Source organism: Variovorax sp. Varisp53 (assembly GCF_059491555.1).
Genome location: NZ_CP168512.1, coordinates 3,176,617 through 3,194,278, shown reverse-complemented (window position 1 = coordinate 3,194,278; position 17,662 = coordinate 3,176,617). Strand labels below are relative to the sequence as shown.

The 17,662-nt window shown below is 65.5% G+C and carries 14 protein-coding genes; 7 read left to right on the top strand and 7 right to left on the bottom strand.

Features of this window, described 5'->3' with window-relative positions; genetic code table 11:
• Window positions 1-14 precede the first annotated feature (14 nt).
• Window positions 15-839 (bottom strand): type I methionyl aminopeptidase, encoded by an 825-nt coding sequence (gene map, locus ACEOAB_RS14940; protein WP_056590539.1) that lies wholly within the window; start codon window positions 837-839, stop codon window positions 15-17.
• 239 nt (window positions 840-1,078) lie between these two features.
• Between map and purL the strand changes: the two genes are divergently transcribed.
• On the top strand, window positions 1,079-5,047 hold the full coding sequence (gene purL, locus ACEOAB_RS14935) for a phosphoribosylformylglycinamidine synthase (protein ID WP_495653841.1): 3,969 nt from the start codon (window positions 1,079-1,081) through the stop codon (window positions 5,045-5,047).
• Between the two features lie 79 nt (window positions 5,048-5,126).
• On the opposite strand, the gene ACEOAB_RS14930 is transcribed toward purL, so the two are convergent.
• From ACEOAB_RS14930 to ACEOAB_RS14905, 6 genes are all read right to left on the bottom strand, one after another.
• On the bottom strand, window positions 5,127-5,912 hold the full coding sequence (locus ACEOAB_RS14930; RefSeq protein WP_056590532.1) for a peptidylprolyl isomerase: 786 nt from the start codon (window positions 5,910-5,912) through the stop codon (window positions 5,127-5,129).
• 71 nt (window positions 5,913-5,983) lie between these two features.
• Window positions 5,984-6,256, bottom strand: a complete 273-nt coding sequence (locus tag ACEOAB_RS14925) for a BolA family protein (RefSeq protein WP_056590529.1) — start codon at window positions 6,254-6,256, stop codon at window positions 5,984-5,986.
• The gene (locus ACEOAB_RS14920; protein WP_007837800.1) at window positions 6,256-6,798 is read right to left on the bottom strand and encodes a septation protein A; all 543 of its coding nucleotides are present in this window, start codon (window positions 6,796-6,798) and stop codon (window positions 6,256-6,258) included. The genes ACEOAB_RS14925 and ACEOAB_RS14920 overlap by 1 nt, the downstream gene beginning before the upstream one ends.
• Window positions 6,795-7,205, bottom strand: a complete 411-nt coding sequence (gene msrB / locus ACEOAB_RS14915) for a peptide-methionine (R)-S-oxide reductase MsrB (RefSeq protein WP_007837799.1) — start codon at window positions 7,203-7,205, stop codon at window positions 6,795-6,797. The genes ACEOAB_RS14920 and msrB overlap by 4 nt, the downstream gene beginning before the upstream one ends.
• Entirely contained in the window at window positions 7,202-8,683 is a 1,482-nt protein-coding gene (locus ACEOAB_RS14910) for a protein adenylyltransferase SelO (protein WP_056590526.1), read from the bottom strand. The genes msrB and ACEOAB_RS14910 overlap by 4 nt, the downstream gene beginning before the upstream one ends.
• Window positions 8,667-9,809 carry an AraC family transcriptional regulator gene (locus ACEOAB_RS14905; RefSeq protein ID WP_495653840.1) on the bottom strand — a complete coding sequence of 381 codons (1,143 nt, stop codon included), beginning with the start codon at window positions 9,807-9,809 and terminating at the stop codon, window positions 8,667-8,669. Before ACEOAB_RS14905 ends, ACEOAB_RS14910 begins: the two co-directional genes overlap by 17 nt.
• A gap of 231 nt (window positions 9,810-10,040) precedes the next feature.
• Between ACEOAB_RS14905 and ACEOAB_RS14900 the strand changes: the two genes are divergently transcribed.
• From ACEOAB_RS14900 to ACEOAB_RS14875, 6 genes are all read left to right on the top strand, one after another.
• Window positions 10,041-11,684 carry a 3-(methylthio)propionyl-CoA ligase gene (locus ACEOAB_RS14900; RefSeq protein ID WP_413748090.1) on the top strand — a complete coding sequence of 548 codons (1,644 nt, stop codon included), beginning with the start codon at window positions 10,041-10,043 and terminating at the stop codon, window positions 11,682-11,684.
• A gap of 140 nt (window positions 11,685-11,824) precedes the next feature.
• Window positions 11,825-13,054, top strand: coding sequence for a branched-chain amino acid ABC transporter substrate-binding protein (locus tag ACEOAB_RS14895; RefSeq protein WP_413748089.1), 1,230 nt, complete (start codon window positions 11,825-11,827; stop codon window positions 13,052-13,054).
• Window positions 13,055-13,253: 199 nt separating this feature from the next.
• The gene (locus ACEOAB_RS14890; RefSeq protein ID WP_056590516.1) at window positions 13,254-14,486 is read left to right on the top strand and encodes a branched-chain amino acid ABC transporter substrate-binding protein; all 1,233 of its coding nucleotides are present in this window, start codon (window positions 13,254-13,256) and stop codon (window positions 14,484-14,486) included.
• Window positions 14,487-14,566: 80 nt separating this feature from the next.
• Window positions 14,567-15,520 carry a branched-chain amino acid ABC transporter permease gene (locus tag ACEOAB_RS14885; protein WP_056590513.1) on the top strand — a complete coding sequence of 318 codons (954 nt, stop codon included), beginning with the start codon at window positions 14,567-14,569 and terminating at the stop codon, window positions 15,518-15,520.
• Between the two features lie 4 nt (window positions 15,521-15,524).
• Entirely contained in the window at window positions 15,525-16,862 is a 1,338-nt protein-coding gene (locus tag ACEOAB_RS14880) for a branched-chain amino acid ABC transporter permease (protein WP_056590509.1), read from the top strand.
• Window positions 16,859-17,629: an ABC transporter ATP-binding protein gene (locus tag ACEOAB_RS14875; protein WP_413748088.1), complete on the top strand. Its 771-nt coding sequence runs from the start codon at window positions 16,859-16,861 to the stop codon at window positions 17,627-17,629. Before ACEOAB_RS14880 ends, ACEOAB_RS14875 begins: the two co-directional genes overlap by 4 nt.
• The last annotated feature ends 33 nt before the right edge of the window (window positions 17,630-17,662 follow it).

The following is a 17,662-nucleotide window of genomic DNA, read 5'->3' as shown; positions in this document are numbered from 1 at the left end:
AGCGCGTGCGCGCGTCAGGTTTTGGTCGAGGTGACGAAGGAGGGCGGCGGCGGGCTGCCCGCGGACAGCGTCAACACCTCGTAGCCGGTCTCGGTGACGAGCACCGTGTGTTCCCACTGGGCCGACAGCGAATGGTCGCGCGTGACGATGGTCCAGCCGTCGTATTGGCCGCCCTTGAAGTCTTCCTTCACGTCGCGCTTGCCGGCATTGATCATCGGCTCGATGGTGAAGATCATGCCGGGCTTGAGTTCTTCCATCGTGCCCGGGCGGCCATAGTGCAGCACCTGGGGTTCTTCGTGGAAGCGCTGGCCCACGCCATGGCCGCAGAACTCGCGCACGATCGAGAAGCCCTGGCCCTCGGCGAACCGCTGGATCGCATGGCCCACGTCGCCCAGATGCGCACCGGGGCGCACCTGCAGGATGCCGTGCCACATGGCTTCGTAGGTGATGCTGCACAGGCGCTTGGCGGCGATGGAGGCGTCGCCGATCACGAACATGCGGCTGTTGTCGCCGAACCAGCCGTCCTTGATGACGGTCACGTCGACGTTCATGATGTCGCCCTTCTTCAGGGGCTTGTCATTGGGAATGCCGTGGCACACCACGTGGTTCACCGAGGTGCAGAGCGACTTCGGGAACGGGACGCTGCTCGCGCCCATGTAGCCCACCGTGGCGGAGGTGGTGCCCTGCTTGACCATGTACTCGGCGGCCAGCCGGTCGACATCGTTCGTGGTGATGCCGGGCTTGATGAAAGGGGTGAGGTAGTCCAGCACCTCGGAGCCAAGGCGGCAGGCGACCCGCATGGCTTCGATGCCCGCAGCGTCTTTGTAGTTAATGCTCATGCCCGAATTATCCCATCCAGCAAATGAACCTGCCCCCGACGCGGGGCACTTCGTGTTCCCGCTGCCCCCCAAGGGGGATGGCCAACTTGGGGCGGCCCGGCGTTAGCCTAAAATTCCGGGTTAACGCGGATGACCCCAGTCAGCGGCCGTCCGCCTCGTTTCCTTGAATTCCAACGCGGCCCTCGAGGCCCCCATCGACCGTGACGCAGCCCGCACCTCAAGCCCTTCCTGTCGTAACCATGTTCGAGGGCGGCAGCGCGCTCAGCGACTTCCGCGCGCGGCAGCTGCTGCCGAAGCTGCAGGCCATCGAGCCGCGCATCGAGGGCATTTCGGCCCGGTTCGTGCACCTCGTGGTCACCGACGCGGCGCTGGATGCGGCCGGCCGCGAGCGCTTTGCGGCGCTGCTGACCTACGGCGAGCCCTTCGAGGCGCCGGCCAAGGCGGGCACCTCGGTGGTGGTCACGCCGCGCCTGGGCACCGTGTCGCCCTGGGCTTCCAAGGCCACCGACATCGCCCACAACTGCGGCCTGGCATTGCGCCGGGTCGAGCGCGTCACGCAGTACCACCTGAAGCTCAAGGCCCCGTTGATCGGCAAGGCGGCCGTGATCGAGGGCGACACGCTCGCCGCGGTGGCCGGCCCGCTGCATGACCGCATGACCGAATCGGTGCTGGCCACCGTCGAGCAGGCGGCCAGCCTCTTCAGCGAGCTGCCGGCCCAGCCGATGGCGCAGGTCGATGTGCAGGCCGGCGGCCGCGCCGCGCTGGTGGCCGCCAACACGGGTTTCGGCCTGGCGCTGGCCGAGGACGAGATCGACTATCTGGTCGACGCCTTCACCCGCCTCGGACGCAACCCCAGCGACGTCGAACTGATGATGTTCGCGCAGGCCAACAGCGAGCACTGCCGCCACAAGATCTTCAACGCCCAGTTCACCATCGACGGCAAGGCGCAGCCCCAGAGCCTGTTCTCGATGATTCGCCACACCGAGAAGCAAAACCCGCAGCACACGGTCATCGCCTATGCCGACAACGCCTCGGTGATGGAAGGCGCGACCATCGAGCGCTTCATTCCCGCCCACGGCTCGCAGAGCTATCAAAAAGATAGCGCCCTGAACCACGTGCTGATGAAGGTCGAGACGCACAACCACCCGACCGCGATTTCCCCATTCCCGGGCGCCTCGACCGGCGCGGGCGGCGAGATCCGCGACGAAGGCGCCACCGGCCGCGGCTCCAAGCCCAAGGCGGGCCTGACGGGCTTCACCGTGTCGAAGCTCTGGCCGGAGGATGGCCACTACGGCAAGCCCGAGCACATCGCGAGCCCGCTGCAGATCATGACCGAGGGCCCGCTGGGCGGCGCCGCGTTCAACAACGAATTCGGCCGGCCCAACCTGTTGGGCTACTTCCGCGAGTACGAGCAGACCGTGGCGAGCGACCTCGACACTGTGCAGCGCGGCTATCACAAGCCCATCATGATCGCGGGCGGCCTCGGCAGCATCGACGCCACGCAGACCAAGAAGATCCAGTTCCCGGCCGGCTCGCTGCTGATCCAGCTCGGCGGCCCCGGCATGCGCATCGGCATGGGCGGCAGCGCCGCCAGCTCGATGGCCACCGGCGCCAACGCGGCCGAGCTCGACTTCGACTCGGTGCAGCGCGGCAATCCCGAGATCGAGCGCCGCGCGCAGGAGGTCATCAACCACTGCTGGCAGCAGGGCGCGGCCAACCCGATCCTGGCGATCCACGACGTGGGCGCGGGCGGCCGGAGCAACGCCATCCCCGCACAGACCAACGCCGCCCGCCGCGGCGCGCGCTTCGACCTGCGCGCCGTGCCGCTCGAAGAGTCGGGCATGGCCCCCAAGGAAATCTGGTGCAACGAAAGCCAGGAGCGCTACGTGCTGGCCATTGCGCCGGAATCGCTCGAGCAGTTCAAGGCTTTCTGCGAGCGCGAGCGCTGCCCGTTCTCGGTGGTCGGCGTGGCGACCGAAGAGCGCCAGCTGCTGGTGGCCGACGAAGGCGCCGAGGTGCAGCCCGTCGACATGCCGATGGACGTGCTGCTCGGCAAGCCGCCCAAGATGCACCGCGACGTGAAGAGCGTGGCGCGCACGTTCAAACCGCTCGACCTGACAGGCGTCGACCTGCAGAAGGCCGCCATCGATGTGCTCTCGCACCCGACCGTCGCCTCCAAGCGCTTCCTGATCACCATCGGCGACCGCACCGTGGGCGGCATGAGCCACCGCGACCAGATGGTCGGCCCGTGGCAGGTGCCTGTGGCCGACTGCGCCGTGACGCTGGCCGACTACAAGGGCTTTGCCGGCGAAGCCATGAGCATGGGCGAGCGCACGCCGCTGGCTGCGCTCGACGCGCCGGCTTCGGGCCGCATGGCCGTGGCCGAGGCCATCACCAACCTGCTGGCCGCGCCGATCGAACTTTCGCGCGTCAAGCTCTCGGCCAACTGGATGGCGGCCTGCGGCGAACCCGGCGAAGACGCCGCGCTGTACGAGACCGTGAAGGCCGTGGGCCTGGAGCTGTGCCCGGCGCTGGGCGTGTCGATTCCGGTCGGCAAGGATTCGCTGTCGATGCGCACGCAGTGGAAGGACAACGGCGAAGCCAGGAAGGTCACCTCGCCCGTGAGCCTGATCGTCACCGCCTTCGCCTCGCTGGCCGATGTGCGCGGCACGCTCACGCCGCAGCTCGACGCCGAAGAAGCCGACACCACGCTGGTGCTGATCGACCTGGGCCGCGGCCAGCACCGCATAGCCGGCAGCATCCTGTCGCAGACGCTCAACCAGAGCGGCGATGAGGTGCCTGACCTCGACGACCCGGCGCAACTCGTGGCGCTGGTCGATGCTGTGAACGCGCTGCGCGCCGAGGGCAAGATCCTCGCGATGCACGACCGCAGCGACGGCGGCCTGTTCGCCACCGCTTGCGAAATGGCCTTCGCCGGCCATGTCGGCGTGGCGCTGAACGTCGACATGCTCGTTACCGAAGGCGATGGCATTTCCGACAGCCGCATGGAAACCGGCGACGCCAAGAACTGGGCGCAGCAGGTCAGCGCGCGGCGCGAAGAGCTCACGCTCAAGGCGCTGTTCAACGAGGAGCTGGGCATGGTGCTGCAGGTGCGCACGGCCGAGCGCAACGACGTGATGCAGGTGCTGCGCTCGCACGGCCTGAGCACCCACAGCCACTTCGTCGGCAAGACCCGGCCTGCGAGCTCCACGATGGATGCCGGCAAGGGCAAGCTCGAAGTCTGGCGCGATGCCAAGTCGGTGTTCAGCGCGAGCCTGCACGACCTGCACCAGGTGTGGGACTCGGTCAGCTGGACGATCGCCCGCGAGCGCGACAACCCCGCCTGCGCCGATGCCGAGCACGCGGCGGCAGGCGTGCCTTCGGACCCCGGCATGCATGTGTTCCTGCCGAATGCGCAGCCCGCGGCGCCGGCCATCCTGCAATCGCGCCCCAAGGTCGCCATCCTTCGCGAACAAGGCGTCAACTCGCACGTCGAGATGGCCTACGCCTTCACCGAAGCCGGTTTCGAAGCCTTCGACGTCCACATGACCGACCTGCAGACGGGCAGGGCGGACCTCGCCAATTTCAAGGGCGTGGTCGCCTGCGGCGGCTTCAGCTATGGCGACACGCTGGGCGCCGGCATCGGCTGGGCGCGCAGCATCACCTTCAACCCGAAGCTGGCCGAGCAGTTCAAGACCTTCTTCGGCCGCGCCGACACCTTCGGCCTGGGCGTGTGCAACGGCTGCCAGATGTTCGCCGAGCTGGCCGACATCATTCCGGGTGCCGAAGCCTGGCCGCGCTTCACCACCAACCAGAGCGAGCGCTTCGAGGCGCGCCTGTCGATGGTCGAGGTGCTCGAATCGCCGAGCATCTTCTTCCAGGGCATGGCCGGCAGCCGCCTGCCGATCGCGGTGGCGCACGGCGAGGGCTATGCCAACTTCAAGCACCGCGGCGACGCCGCCAAGGCCATCGGCGCAATGCGCTTCGTGGACAACCACGGCCAACCGACCGAGCAGTATCCGTTCAACCCGAACGGCAGCGCGGGCGGCCTGACCTCTGTGACCACGCCCGATGGCCGCTTCACCGCGGTGATGCCTCACCCCGAGCGCGTGTTCCGCAACATCCAGATGAGCTGGACGCCGGGCGACCGCAGCGAGCTGAGCCCGTGGATGCAGATCTGGCGCAACGCGCGCAAGTGGGTGGGTTGACCGCCGCCCGAGGTCGCTTCGGCGGCCCATAAAAAAACGGCCCGAGGGCCGTTTTTTTATGAAAGAGAAAGTCTGAGGCTTACTCGACTTTTGCCTTCGCGCGCAGTTCTTCCTGGTACTTCTGCAGGCGTTGCTGCTGCAGCTGCTGCGTGATCTGCGGCTTCACCTCTTCCAGCTTCGGCAGCTGGGCCTGGCGGATGTCGTCGACGCGGATGATGTGCCAGCCGAACTGGGTCTTGATCGGAGCGGGGGTGGTCTCGCCCTTCTTGAGCTTGATCATCGCTTCCGAGAACTCGGGAACGAAGCCTGCGGGGTTGGCCCAGTCGAGGTCGCCGCCGTTGGCGCCCGAGCCCGGGTCCTTGCTCTGCTTCTTGGCGATGTCTTCGAACTTGGCGCCCTTCTTCAGGTCGGCCATGATCTTCTTGGCCTGGTCTTCGGTCTCGACCAGGATGTGGCGCGCCTTGTATTCCTTGCCGCCGTTGGCAGCAACGAACTTGTCGTACTCGGCCTTCACGTCGGCGTCCGAGATGGGGTTGGTCTTGCGGTAGTTCTCGAACAGCGCGCGGATCAGGATGGCCTGGCGGGCGAGTTCGAGCTGATTCTTGTAGTCCTCGCTGGCGTCCAGGCCTTGCTTCTGGGCTTCCTGCATGAACACTTCGCGCGCCACGATTTCCTCACGCAGCTGGCTCTGCATCTCGGGCGTCACCGGGCGTCCTGCGGCGGCCAGCTGCTGCGCCAGAACGTCCATGCGTGCCTTGGGCACCGGCTTGCCGTTCACGATGGCTGCGTTCTGCGCCAGAGCCGCCACCGGAATGGCACCGATCAACGCTGCGGCCGCAACGGCCTGCAAGATGTGTTTTTTCATGAAATGAATATCAGGCTGGACAAGAAATGCGCGTGTAGGAATAGGCGCGTGAAAGAAAGCGGACAGAGGGCTCAAAGCACCTCGATGGCGATGGCGTGAAGGCCCTGCGCGATAAAAACCTGGAGGGCATCATACACAAGCCGATGCCGCGCCACGCGGGGCTTTCCGGCGAACAGCGGCGAGGCGATGCGCACTCGGAAATGGCTGCCTCGTCCTTGCGCATTGGCACCGGCGTGGCCCGCGTGGGCGCTGCTTTCGTCGATTACTTCGAGCTGCGTCGGGGCCAGCGCCTCGCGCAGTGCGGCTTCGAGGTCGGCGGCGGTGGGGAGGGAGTCGGTGCGCATCAGGCGGTCGGCTTGTCGTCGCCCTTGATGTGCGGCGCGATGTAGAGACCCTGCGCCACCAGGAAGACGATCGGGAACACATAGCCCCAGAGCTTGAAGTTGACCCAGGCCTCGGTCGTGAAGTACGCCGCCACGTAGCCGTTGATCAGCGCCATGAAGAGGCAGTAGCCGATCCACGCCACGTTGAGCCGGCCCCAGATGCGGTCGGGCAGCTCGAGCTGCGAGCCCAGCAGCATCTTCAGGAAGTTCTTCTTCAGCGCCCAGAGCGCCACCGCCAGCGCGATGGCCATCGCGCCGTACAACACCGTAGGCTTCCACTTGATGAAGCGGTCGTCGTGCAGCACCAGTGTGAGCGTGCCGAACAGCAGGATCAGCACCAGCGTGGCCTTCTGCATCGCCTGCAGCTTGCGCTCCATGGCATAGATGATGGCCATCTGCACCACGGTGGCGGCCATGAGCACGCCGGTGGCGGTGTAGATGTCGGCGAGCTTGTAGGCGCCGAAGAACAGGAGGATGGGGAAGAAGTCGAGGAGCAGTTTCATTTTTTATGGAAGTCGAGCGACGCCGAGTTCATGCAGTAGCGCAGGCCGGTTTCGGTCGGGCCGTCGGGGAACACGTGGCCCAGGTGGGCGCCGCAATTGGCGCACACGTTCTCGGTGCGCACCATGCCGTGCGATCGGTCGACGATGTTCCTGATGGCGCCGGGCACCGCTTCTTCGGAGAAGCTGGGCCAGCCGCAGCCGGCATCGAACTTGGTCGATGACTCGAACAGCTTGGCGCCGCAGCACACGCAGTGGTAGGTGCCGTCGTCCCAGTGCGCTTCGTACTTGCCGGTGAAGGGGCGTTCGGTGGCCGCGTGGCGCGTCACCTCGAAGGCCGCGGGCTCGGCGCCTTTTTCAGCGAGCAGGGCTTTCCATTCGGCGTCGGTTTTCTGTACGGGAGTGGTCATGATGAGCAGCTGATTTCGATCGTGGAGGCCCAGTCGGGCGGGAAGCCGGCGAGTGCGTCGGCGTCGGGATGTTCTTCAAATGGGGTCTCGAGCACAGCCAGCAAGGTTGCCACAGCCGAGTGGTCTTTTTGCTGACTTGCTTCGATCGCTTGCTGCCCCAGGTGGTTGCGCAGCACGAACCTGGGGTTGGATTTGAGCATCAGATCGGCGGCTTGCGTGCGTCCAGCGGTCGTATGGCGCTCTGAAAACGCTAGCAGCCACGCATCGAAGCCCTCGCGGTCCAGGAACAGGTCGCGCACCGGCTCGACGTTGCCGTCGGCCATGTGGTTCGAGAGCCGGCGCCAGAAGATCGTGTAGTCGACCTTGCCGGCGGCCAGCAGCTTGAGCACGCCTTCGATCAGCGCGCGGTCGCCTTCGGCCGGGCTCGCGAGTCCGAGCTTGGCGCGCATGCGGCCCTCGAACTCGTTCGGGAACGCGGTCTTGTACGACTCCAGGGCGGCCACCGCGACTTCCTGGTCGCCGATCAGCGGCAGCAGCGCCTGCGCGAGGCAGAACAGGTTCCAGTAGGCCACGTTGGGCTGCTGGTTGAAGGCGTAGCGCCCGCTGGTGTCACTGTGGTTGCAGATGTGGCGCGGGTCGAAGCCATCGAGGAACTGGAACGGGCCGTAGTCGATGGTGAGCCCGAGGATGCTCATGTTGTCGGTGTTCATCACCCCGTGGCAGAAGCCCACGGCCTGCCATCGGGCGAGCAGGGCGGCGGTGCGCTCGCTCACGGCTTCGAGGAAGGCGGCATACGCGTTGCCGTTGAAGCGCCCGGTGGTGCGGCAGGCCGGGTAGTAGCGGTCGATGACGTAGTCGGCCAGCGCGCGCAACTCATCTTCGCGCTGGTTGGCCGCGAAGTGCTCGAAGTGGCCGAAGCGGATGAAGCTCGGTGCGACGCGGGTCACGACGGCCGCGCTTTCCGGCTCTTCGCGGTACACGCGGGCGTCGGAGCCCGTCACGCACAGCGCGCGGGTGGTCGGGATGCCGAGGCCGTGCATGGCCTCGCTGCAGAGAAACTCCCGGATGCTGGAGCGCAGCACCGCGCGGCCGTCGCCGCCGCGCGAGTAAGGCGTGCGGCCCGCGCCCTTCAGCTGCACTTCGAGCCCGCCTTCGGTCTCGCCGATCGAGATCGCACGCCCGTCGCCGAGCTGGCCTGCCCACACGCCGAACTGGTGGCCGCTGTAGACCGTCGCGAAGGGGCGGGTGCCGGCGACGGGCAGGTTGCCCGTCAGGGCAGCGAGCGTGCCGTCCGACGAATGCCAGCCGGCCGGCAGCCCGAGTTCGCGTGCTACGGCTTCGCTGCGGCCCACCCAGTACGGATCGGGCAGGGGCGTCGGCCTCAGTTCAGTGAAAAATGCCGGGCCCAAGGCGGCGAAACCGGGTTTCCAGCGCAACCCCAGGTCCGCGACCTCGGTGTCTTCAGCAAGCAAGCTCATGCCCGGATTGTCCGGCACAGCGCGTAACCCCTTGCCGAACGGGCCATCGCGGCCTGAGTGCGGCAGGCCCGTCCCAGATGCGCGCCCGGTATTGCGCCGGCGGCACGCCGAACCAGCGCTTGCAGGCGCGAAAAAAATTGCTGCTGTCGACGAAGCCCAGCCTGTCGGCTACTTCGGTCAATGTGTGGCGGTCGTCGGCGAGGTACTGCTGCGCCAGCTCGCGACGGGTGCGGTCGAGCAGCGACTGGAACGACACCGACTCCTCCTGCAGCCGCCGCTGCAGCGTGCGCTCGGCCAGGCCCAGACCCGAGGCCACGTCCTGCCGGCGCGGCTCGCCGTGCTGGAGCCGGCGCGCGATCTCGGCGCACACCAGGCTGCTGGTGGTGGCTTGGCCCAGCAGGTCGAGCTGCTCGTCCAGCAGATGCTCCTGCATCTCGCCGAGCGTCTCGTGGTAGGTGGGCAGCGGAATCGCCATGTCGGCGCTCGACAGCAGCAGGCGGTTGGCCGCTGCATTGAAGCGCACCTCGCAGCCGAAGGCCTCCCGGTGCAGCCGGTCGCTGGTCGGCGCGGGGTAGACGAACTCCATCGCCAGCGGCTGCAGTTCGCGCCGTGTGAGCCACTGGCACTGCATCAGCGTGGTCAGCAGGGCGTATTCGACGCGCTGGCGCGGAATCGGCAGGCTGCCGCCGGTGTGTTCCATGGACAGCCAGCAGCCGCGCGGCTCAGGGTGCAGCGAGAAGCCGGTCGCATCCGAGATCACCGCCATGTAGCGCGCCAGCCGCGCGAGCGCCGCCCCGAGCGTGGCGCTGCACGACATCGCATGCCCCACCGTTCCCAGTTTGCTGTGCGTGGCGGCCAGCTCGCGTCGCAGGCCCAGCGTGGGCTTGCCGGCGCGGGCTACCGCGAGCTGCCACATCACCGTGACCTCGTCGACCGGGATGCGCGTGTTCTGCCGGTGCAGCGAATCGGGATCGAAGCCGGCGTCGCGCAGCAGCGAGGGCACGTCCAGCCCCTCCGCCTCGAACATCGAGAGCACGCCTTCTAGCCACGCGGCCGAGCTGGTGCGCAGCTCCGGCTGCGGGATGCCGGCCGGCCGGCGTTGCGGCCCGCGCTGGCGGTGCGGCACGGAGGCTCCTGAAGTCATTCGTTTGGCTTCCTTGCGATAGGGGTGAAAACGGCGCCGGTTCCTAGAATTTTCCGCGTGCTCGGCGGCCGGAAGTATGCGGGGTCGCGCGGCAGGCCAGGAATTCGAGGCCAGATCCCGCAGTGCGGGTTTGTGTCATTGTGAAAGTCGCCGAAGCTTGCGTGAATCCGATGTCCGCAAGTTCATGAAGTCATTTCTTTCAGGAGTCCGTAGATGCTGGGTTTGATGCAAGACCAACCGCTTTTGATCTCGTCGCTGATCGAGTTTGCCGAGCGCCACAACGGCGACGGCGAAATCGTCTCGCGCAGGGTCGAGGGCGACATCCACCGCACGACGTGGGGCGGTATCGCATCGCGTGCCCGGCAGGTGGCCAATGCGCTGGACGGCGAGCAGCTGCTGTTCAGCGACCGCATCGCCACGCTGGCCTGGAACGGCTACCGTCACCTGGAGCTGTACTACGGCGTGAGCGGCAGCGGCCGCGTGCTGCACACCATCAACCCGCGCCTGCACCCCGACCAGATCGCGTGGATCGCCAACCATGCCGAAGACCAGATCCTGTGCTTCGACCTGAGCTTCCTTCCGCTGGTGCAGGCGGTGCATGCCAAGTGCCCCACGATCCGGAAATGGATTGCACTCTGTGATGCCGACAAGCTGCCCGCCGACAGCGGAATTCCCAACCTCGTGAGCTACGAGGGCTGGATGGGCGCGCAGTCCACCGACTACGAATGGCCGACCTTCGACGAGAACTCCGCGTCGAGCATGTGCTACACGAGCGGCACCACGGGCAATCCGAAGGCCGCGCTCTACAGCCACCGCTCGACCATGCTGCATGCCTATGCCGCGGCCCTGCCGGACGTGATGCGCCTGTCGGCGCGCGACTCGGTGCTGCCGGTGGTGCCGATGTTCCACGTCAACGCCTGGGGCATTCCGTATTCGGCCGCGCTGGTGGGCTGCAAGATCGTGTTTCCGGGCCCGGCGCTGGATGGCAAGTCGGTGTACGAGCTGATCGAATCCGAAGGCGTGACCTTCGCGGCCGGCGTGCCCACCGTGTGGCAGATGATGCTGGGCCACATGCAGGCGAACGGCCTGAAGTTCTCGAAGCTCAACCGCACCGTCATCGGCGGCTCGGCCTGCCCGCCGGCCATGATCAGGGCGTTCCAGGACATCTACGACGTCGAGGTGCTGCACGCCTGGGGCATGACCGAGATGAGCCCGCTGGGCACGCTGTGCACCCTCAAGAACAAGCACCTGTCGTTGCCGGCCGACGCGCAGCTGCAGATCCGCATGAAGCAGGGCCGTGCCATTTTCGGCGTCGACATGAAGATCGTCGATGGTGACGGCAACGAGCTGCCGTGGGACGGCAAGGCCTACGGCGACCTGCTGGTCAAGGGCCCGTGGATCGTCAAGGAATACTTCAAGGGGGAGGGCGGCAACCCGCTCGTCCCCGATGCGCGCAACCGCGGCTGGTTCCCCACCGGCGACGTCGCCACCATCGATGCCGAGGGCTACCTGCAGATCACCGACCGCAGCAAGGACGTGATCAAGTCCGGCGGCGAGTGGATCAGCTCCATCGAGATCGAGAACATCGCCGTTGCGCACCCGGCCGTGGCCATGGCCGCGTGCATCGGCGTGTTCCATCCCAAGTGGGACGAACGGCCGATCATCGCGGTCGTGAAGAAGCCCAACGCCGAGGTCACGCGCGAGGAACTGCTGAAGTTCTATGAGGGCAAGACCGCCAAGTGGCAGATCCCGGACGACGTGGTGTTCGTCGAAGCCATTCCTATCGGCGCCACCGGCAAGATCCTCAAGACCAGGCTGCGCGAACTGCTCAAGGACTACAAGCTGCCGACCCTTTGAAGACCCGCGCGAGCCCTGCCGCGCTGTCGCGCAGGCGATAGGAACGCCGCCCCGGCGGCCAGGCTTGCGGGCAATCCCTGTGCGGCGAAAAAAAGGGCGCTTGTAGGCTGGCACTCCGCCTTACAAACTGGAGACTCTTCATGCAATTTGCTATCAAGTCAGTAGCTGCCTGTGCAATGTTGGTGAGCCTGACCGCCGCATTCGCCCAGAAGGGCGAGACGGTCAAGATCGCCTGGCTCGACCCGCTTTCCGGCCTCATGGCCGCGGTCGGCACCAACCAGCTCAAGACCACGCAGTTCCTTGCAGAAGAGTTCAACAAGAAGAACCAGTCGGGCGTGAAGTTCGAGATCATCGCGCTCGACAACAAGCTCAGCCCGCAGGAGACCACCGCCGCGCTGCGCTCGGCGCAAGACCAGGGCGCGCGCTACATCATGCAGGGCAACGGCTCCGGCCCCGCGCTCGCGATCATCGACGCCATCGAGAAGAACAACGCGCGCAATCCGGGCAAGGAGCTGCTGTACATGAACTACGCGGCCGTCGACCCCGACCTGACCAACAGCAAGTGCAGCTACTGGCACTTCCGGCTCGACGCCGACACCTCCATGAAGATGGAGGCGCTCACCACCTGGATGAAGGACCAGCCGGACATCAAGAAGGTCTACATCCTCGGCCAGAACTACGCCCACGGCGTGCAGGTGTCCAAGTTCGCCAAGGAAGACCTGAAGGTCAAGCGCCCCGACATCCAGATCGTTGGCGACGACCTGCATCCGCTTGCGCAGGTGCGCGACTTCTCTCCCTACATCGCCAAGATCAAGGCCTCGGGCGCCGACACCGTCATCACCGGCAACTGGGGCTCCGACCTGTCGCTGCTCATCAAGGCCGCCAACGACTCGGGCCTGAACGTCAAGTTCCTGACCTACTACGCGCCGGGCGCCGGCACGCCTACGGCCATGGGCGCCACGTCGGACGGCAAGGTCTACACGGTCGCCTACGCCCACTACAACATGGGCGGGGAGATCCAGAGGCTGCTCGGGGGCTACAAGAAGCGCATGAACGACGACCTCACGCAGTCCTCGATCTACCACGTGTTCGCGTTGCTCGACGCGGCCTTCGCCGCCACCAAGTCGACCGACCCGGTCAAGGTGGCCGCGGCGCTGGAGGGCATGAAGATCAAGAGCTTCAACGGCGAGGTCGAGGTGCGCAAGGCCGACCACCAACTGCAGCAGGGCCTGTACATCTCGCGCTGGGAAAAGGCCAGCGCCAAGTACCCGTACGACGCGGAGAACACCGGCTACACGAACGTACCCGTGAAGTACTACGAGTCGTACGTGGCGAGCACGCCCACCACCTGCCAGATGAAGCGCCCCTGAGCGTCTTTGCGAGCGCGTTTCCTACCCGCGGGTAGCAGATGTCTACCCGTGGGTAGCAGCTTGGAGAAATGCGGTGTCGCATGCGCGATAGAAACGGGCCTTTGCGGCACCCCTCTTACGGGCATTCCCTGAGGGGAGGGGCTGCAAACGCTTGTACTCTCGTGCGGCGTTTCGAATCGGTTTGACCAGGAGATATAAATTGAATTTCGCTCTGAAAATCGCCGCCGCAGCCGTCATCGCGGCAACTGCCACCGGCGCCCTTGCCCAGAAGGGTGAAACCGTCAAGATCGCATGGCTCGACCCGTTGTCGGGCCTCATGGCCGCGGTCGGCACGAACCAGCTCAAGACCTTCCAGTTCTTCGCCGAAGAATTCAACAAGAAGAACGCGGCGGGCGTGAAGTTCGAGATCATCGGCATCGACAACAAGCTCAGCCCACAGGAAACCACCAGCGCACTGCGCTCGGCCCTCGACCAGGGCGCACGCTACATCGTGCAGGGCAACGGCTCCGGCCCCGCACTGGCCATCATCGATGCGCTCGAGAAGAACAACGCGCGCAATCCCGGCAAGGAAGCGCTGTACCTCAACTACGCGGCCGTCGACCCCGACCTGACCAACAGCAAGTGCAGCTACTGGCAGTACCGCTTCGACGCCGACACGTCGATGAAGATGGAAGCGCTGACCACCTACATGAAGGATCAGCCGGAGATCAAGAAGGTCTACCTGCTCAACCAGAACTACGCGCATGGCCAGCAGGTTTCCAAGTTCGCCAAGGAAGACCTGAAGCACAAGCGCCCGGACATCCAGATCGTCGGCGACGACCTGCACCCGCTGGCCCAGGTGCGCGACTTCGCGCCCTACGTCGCCAAGATCAAGGCCTCGGGCGCCGACACCGTCATCACCGGCAACTGGGGCTCCGACCTCGCGCTGCTGATCAAGTCGGCCAACGATTCGGGCCTGAACGTCAAGTTCTACACCTACTACGCCGTGACCACCGGCACGCCGACCGCCATGGGCGCCGCGTCCGACGGCAAGGTGTACCAGGTCAGCTATGCCCACTACAACATGGGCGGCGACATGCAGAAGTACGCCGAAGAGTTCAAGAAGAAGTTCAACGACGACCTCTACACCAGCGACATCTACACCGTGTTCCAGGCCCTGACTGAAGCCTTCGTGAAGACCAAGTCGACCGACCCCGTCAAGGTGGCGGCCGCGATGGAAGGGCTGAAGTTCAAGAGCTTCAACGGCGAGATCGAGCTGCGCAAGACCGACCACCAGGCGCAGCAGGGCCTGTACATCAGCAAATGGGAGAAGGCCAGCACCAAGTATCCGTACAGCCCGGAGAACACCGGCTACACGCTGGCGCCCGTGAAGTTCTACGACGCCTACGTGGCCAGCACGCCGACCTCGTGCCAGATGAAGCGTCCCTCCTGAGTACGGGAACGCGCCAAAGCGGTCGAGGCCCGACTTCAACACTCGGGCCTTTTTCTTTTTTCACCTGACACGAAAGACCGATGAACGTCGAATTCTTCGTCATCTCGCTGCTCAACGGCGTGAGCTACGGCTTGCTGTTGTTCATGCTGAGCTCCGGCCTCACGCTGATCTTCAGCATGATGGGCGTGCTCAATTTCGCGCACGCCAGTTTCTACATGCTGGGCGCCTACTTCGCCTACACGCTGTCGAACATCGTCGGCTTCTGGCCTGCGCTCTTCATCGCGCCGCTGCTGGTGTTCGCGCTGGGTGCGGCCTTCGAGCGCTACTGCCTGCGCCGGGTCCACAAGTTCGGCCACGTGCCCGAGCTGCTGGTGACCTTCGGCCTTTCGTACCTCATCCTCGAACTGGTGCAACTGGTGTGGGGCCGCTCCACGGTGCCGTACGGCCTGCCGTCGGCGCTGCAGGGGCCGCTCTTCACGCTCTACGGCACGCAGTTTCCCAAGTCACGCTCATTCATCATGCTGGTGGCGGTGCTGATGCTGGTGTCGGTGTGGCTGCTGCTCACGCGCACGCGCATCGGCCTGGTCATCCAGGCGGCGCTGAAGCACCCCGACATGGTCGAGGCGCTGGGCCACAACGTGCCGCGCGTGTTCATGCTGGTGTTCGGCGGCGGCGCCGCGCTGGCGGGCCTCGCGGGCGTGGTCGGCGGCAACACCTACGTCACCGAGCCTGCCATGGCGGGTTCGGTCGGCTCCATCATCTTCGTGGTGGTGGTGGTCGGCGGCATGGGGTCGCTGGCGGGTGCCTTCCTGGCCTCGCTGATCATCGGCATCGTGCAGACCTTCGCCGTGGCCATGGACCAGTCGCTCGCGACCGGCTTGCAGGCCTTTGGCGTGGCAGTGAGCGACCAGACCTTCGGCTACGAGCTGCTGAAGCTCACCATCTCGCAGGTGGCGCCCATTCTTCCGTACCTGTTCCTGGTGCTGATCCTCATCTTCAGGCCCAAGGGTCTTCTCGGAACGCGGGAGGACTGACGCCATGAACACCGCAACGACAACCACACCAACCGCTTCGGCCAAGGCGCCGACCCGGTACTACCGCTTCAAGCCGCTGAACATCGGCCGCATCCTGATCTGGTCGTTCTTCGCGCTGCTGCTGATCGTGGCGCCGATGATCTTCACCAGCAGCCTGGCGCTGACCATGCTGTCGCAGATCGGCTATCTCATCATCATCTGCCTGAGCTACAACATGCTGCTGGGGCAGGGTGGCATGCTCAGCTTCGGACACGCCGTGTACGTGGGCCTGGGCTCCTTCATCGCCATCCACGCGATGAACCTGGCCGGTGCCGGCAAGCTGCCGATTCCGCTGGTGTTCATTCCGCTCGTGGGCGGCCTCGGCGGCATGTTCTTCGCCATGGTGTTCGGCTATGTGTCGACCAAGAAGTCGGGCACCACCTTCGCGATGATCACGCTTGGCCTCGGCGAACTGGTGGCCGCCATGGCGCTGATGTTCCCGAGTTTCTTCGGCGGCGAGGGCGGCATCACCACCAACCGCGTGTACGGCGCCTCGTTCTTCGGCATCAACTTCGGGCCGCAGAACCAGGTGTACTACTTGATCGCCGTGTATTGTTTCATCTGCACCGGGCTGATGTTCGCCTTCACCGGCACGCCGCTCGGGCGCATGCTGAACGCGGTGCGCGACAACCCCGAGCGCGTGGAGTTCATTGGCTACAACACGCAGCGCGTGCGCTACTACGCCTTCATCATCGCGGGCTTCTTCGCGGGCATCGGCGGCGGGCTGGCGGCCATCAACTTCGAGATCGTGAACGCGGCCGACAGCCTGAACGGGCTGCGCTCGGGCAGCTACCTGCTGTTCACCTTCCTCGGCGGCGCGACCTTCTTCTTCGGGCCGATCATCGGCGCGGCGCTGCTGGTGTTCGCGCTGGTGCTGCTGTCGGAACTCAGCAAGGCCTGGCTGCTGTATGTGGGCCTGGTGTTCCTGCTGATGGTGATGTTCGCGCCGGGCGGCGTGGCCAGCCTGATCATGATGAACGTGCGCGTGGCGCTGTTCGGCAAGATCAAGCGCTTCTACCTGCTGTACGTGGGCCTGTTCGTCGGTGCGGCCATCATGCTCGCGGGCGCGGCGGCCATTGTCGAGATGATCTATCACATGCAGCTCAACGCGGCGCTCGGGCCCATGGTGCCGTTCGCGGGCCTGCAACTCGACACCTCATCGGCCACGAGCTGGGTCGTCGCGATGGCCTTGCTGGCGGTGGGACTGGGTGTGTTCGAGGTGTTCCGCCGGCGCTTCGCGAAGCTCTGGGGCCACGCGCAGGAAGAAATCGAAGCCGAGATCAAGCGGCGGGAGACGGCATGACCTATTCACTCGAGCTCAAGAACCTGCGCAAGAGCTTCGGCAAGACCGACATCATCCGCGGCGTCGACCTGGCCGTGACGGCGGGCGAGCGCATCGCCATCATCGGGCCGAACGGTGCGGGCAAGTCCACGCTGTTCAACCTGATCAGCGGTCGGCTCGCGCCCACCAGCGGCGAGGTGCTGCTCAACGGCCAGCGCATCGACGGCAAGCAGCCCTACGAGATCAACCGGCTCGGGCTGTCGCGCAGCTTCCAGATCACCAACATCTTTCCGAAGCTCACGGTCTTCGAGAACTTGCGCTGCGGTGTGCTGTGGAGCCTGGGCTACAAGTACACCTTCCTGCGCTTCCTCTCGAACCTCGACGATGCCAACGAGCGCACCGAGGAACTCATCAAGCAGATCGGCCTGGAGAAGAAGCGCGACGTGCACGCGGTGAACCTCACCTACGCCGAGCAGCGCGCACTGGAGATCGGCGTGACCATCGCGGGCGGCGCCAGCGTGATCCTGCTGGACGAACCCACGGCCGGCATGAGCAAGACCGAGACTTCGCATTTCATCTCGCTCATCAAGTACGTGACTGTCGGCAAGACGCTGCTGACGGTGGAGCACGACATGGGCGTGGTGTTCGGACTGGCCGACAAGATCGCGGTGGTGGTGTATGGCGAAGTCATTGCCTTCGACACGCCGGCCGCCGTTCGCGCCAATGCGCGGGTGCAGGAGGCCTATCTGGGGTCTTCGGTCGCAGACGCGCAAGGGGCGGGGCACTGATGAACTCTTGCTCTTCTACTCGGCGCGGTGTGT

Coding starts and splice junctions, on each gene's coding strand:
- map (WP_056590539.1), bottom strand. CDS start 839: ATGAGCATTAACTACAAAGACGCTGCGGGCATCGAAGCCATGCGGGTC.
- purL (WP_495653841.1), top strand. CDS start 1,079: ATGTTCGAGGGCGGCAGCGCGCTCAGCGACTTCCGCGCGCGGCAGCTG.
- ACEOAB_RS14930 (WP_056590532.1), bottom strand. CDS start 5,912: ATGAAAAAACACATCTTGCAGGCCGTTGCGGCCGCAGCGTTGATCGGT.
- ACEOAB_RS14925 (WP_056590529.1), bottom strand. CDS start 6,256: ATGCGCACCGACTCCCTCCCCACCGCCGCCGACCTCGAAGCCGCACTG.
- ACEOAB_RS14920 (WP_007837800.1), bottom strand. CDS start 6,798: ATGAAACTGCTCCTCGACTTCTTCCCCATCCTCCTGTTCTTCGGCGCC.
- msrB (WP_007837799.1), bottom strand. CDS start 7,205: ATGACCACTCCCGTACAGAAAACCGACGCCGAATGGAAAGCCCTGCTC.
- ACEOAB_RS14910 (WP_056590526.1), bottom strand. CDS start 8,683: ATGAGCTTGCTTGCTGAAGACACCGAGGTCGCGGACCTGGGGTTGCGC.
- ACEOAB_RS14900 (WP_413748090.1), top strand. CDS start 10,041: ATGCTGGGTTTGATGCAAGACCAACCGCTTTTGATCTCGTCGCTGATC.
- ACEOAB_RS14895 (WP_413748089.1), top strand. CDS start 11,825: ATGCAATTTGCTATCAAGTCAGTAGCTGCCTGTGCAATGTTGGTGAGC.
- ACEOAB_RS14885 (WP_056590513.1), top strand. CDS start 14,567: ATGAACGTCGAATTCTTCGTCATCTCGCTGCTCAACGGCGTGAGCTAC.
- ACEOAB_RS14880 (WP_056590509.1), top strand. CDS start 15,525: ATGAACACCGCAACGACAACCACACCAACCGCTTCGGCCAAGGCGCCG.
- ACEOAB_RS14875 (WP_413748088.1), top strand. CDS start 16,859: ATGACCTATTCACTCGAGCTCAAGAACCTGCGCAAGAGCTTCGGCAAG.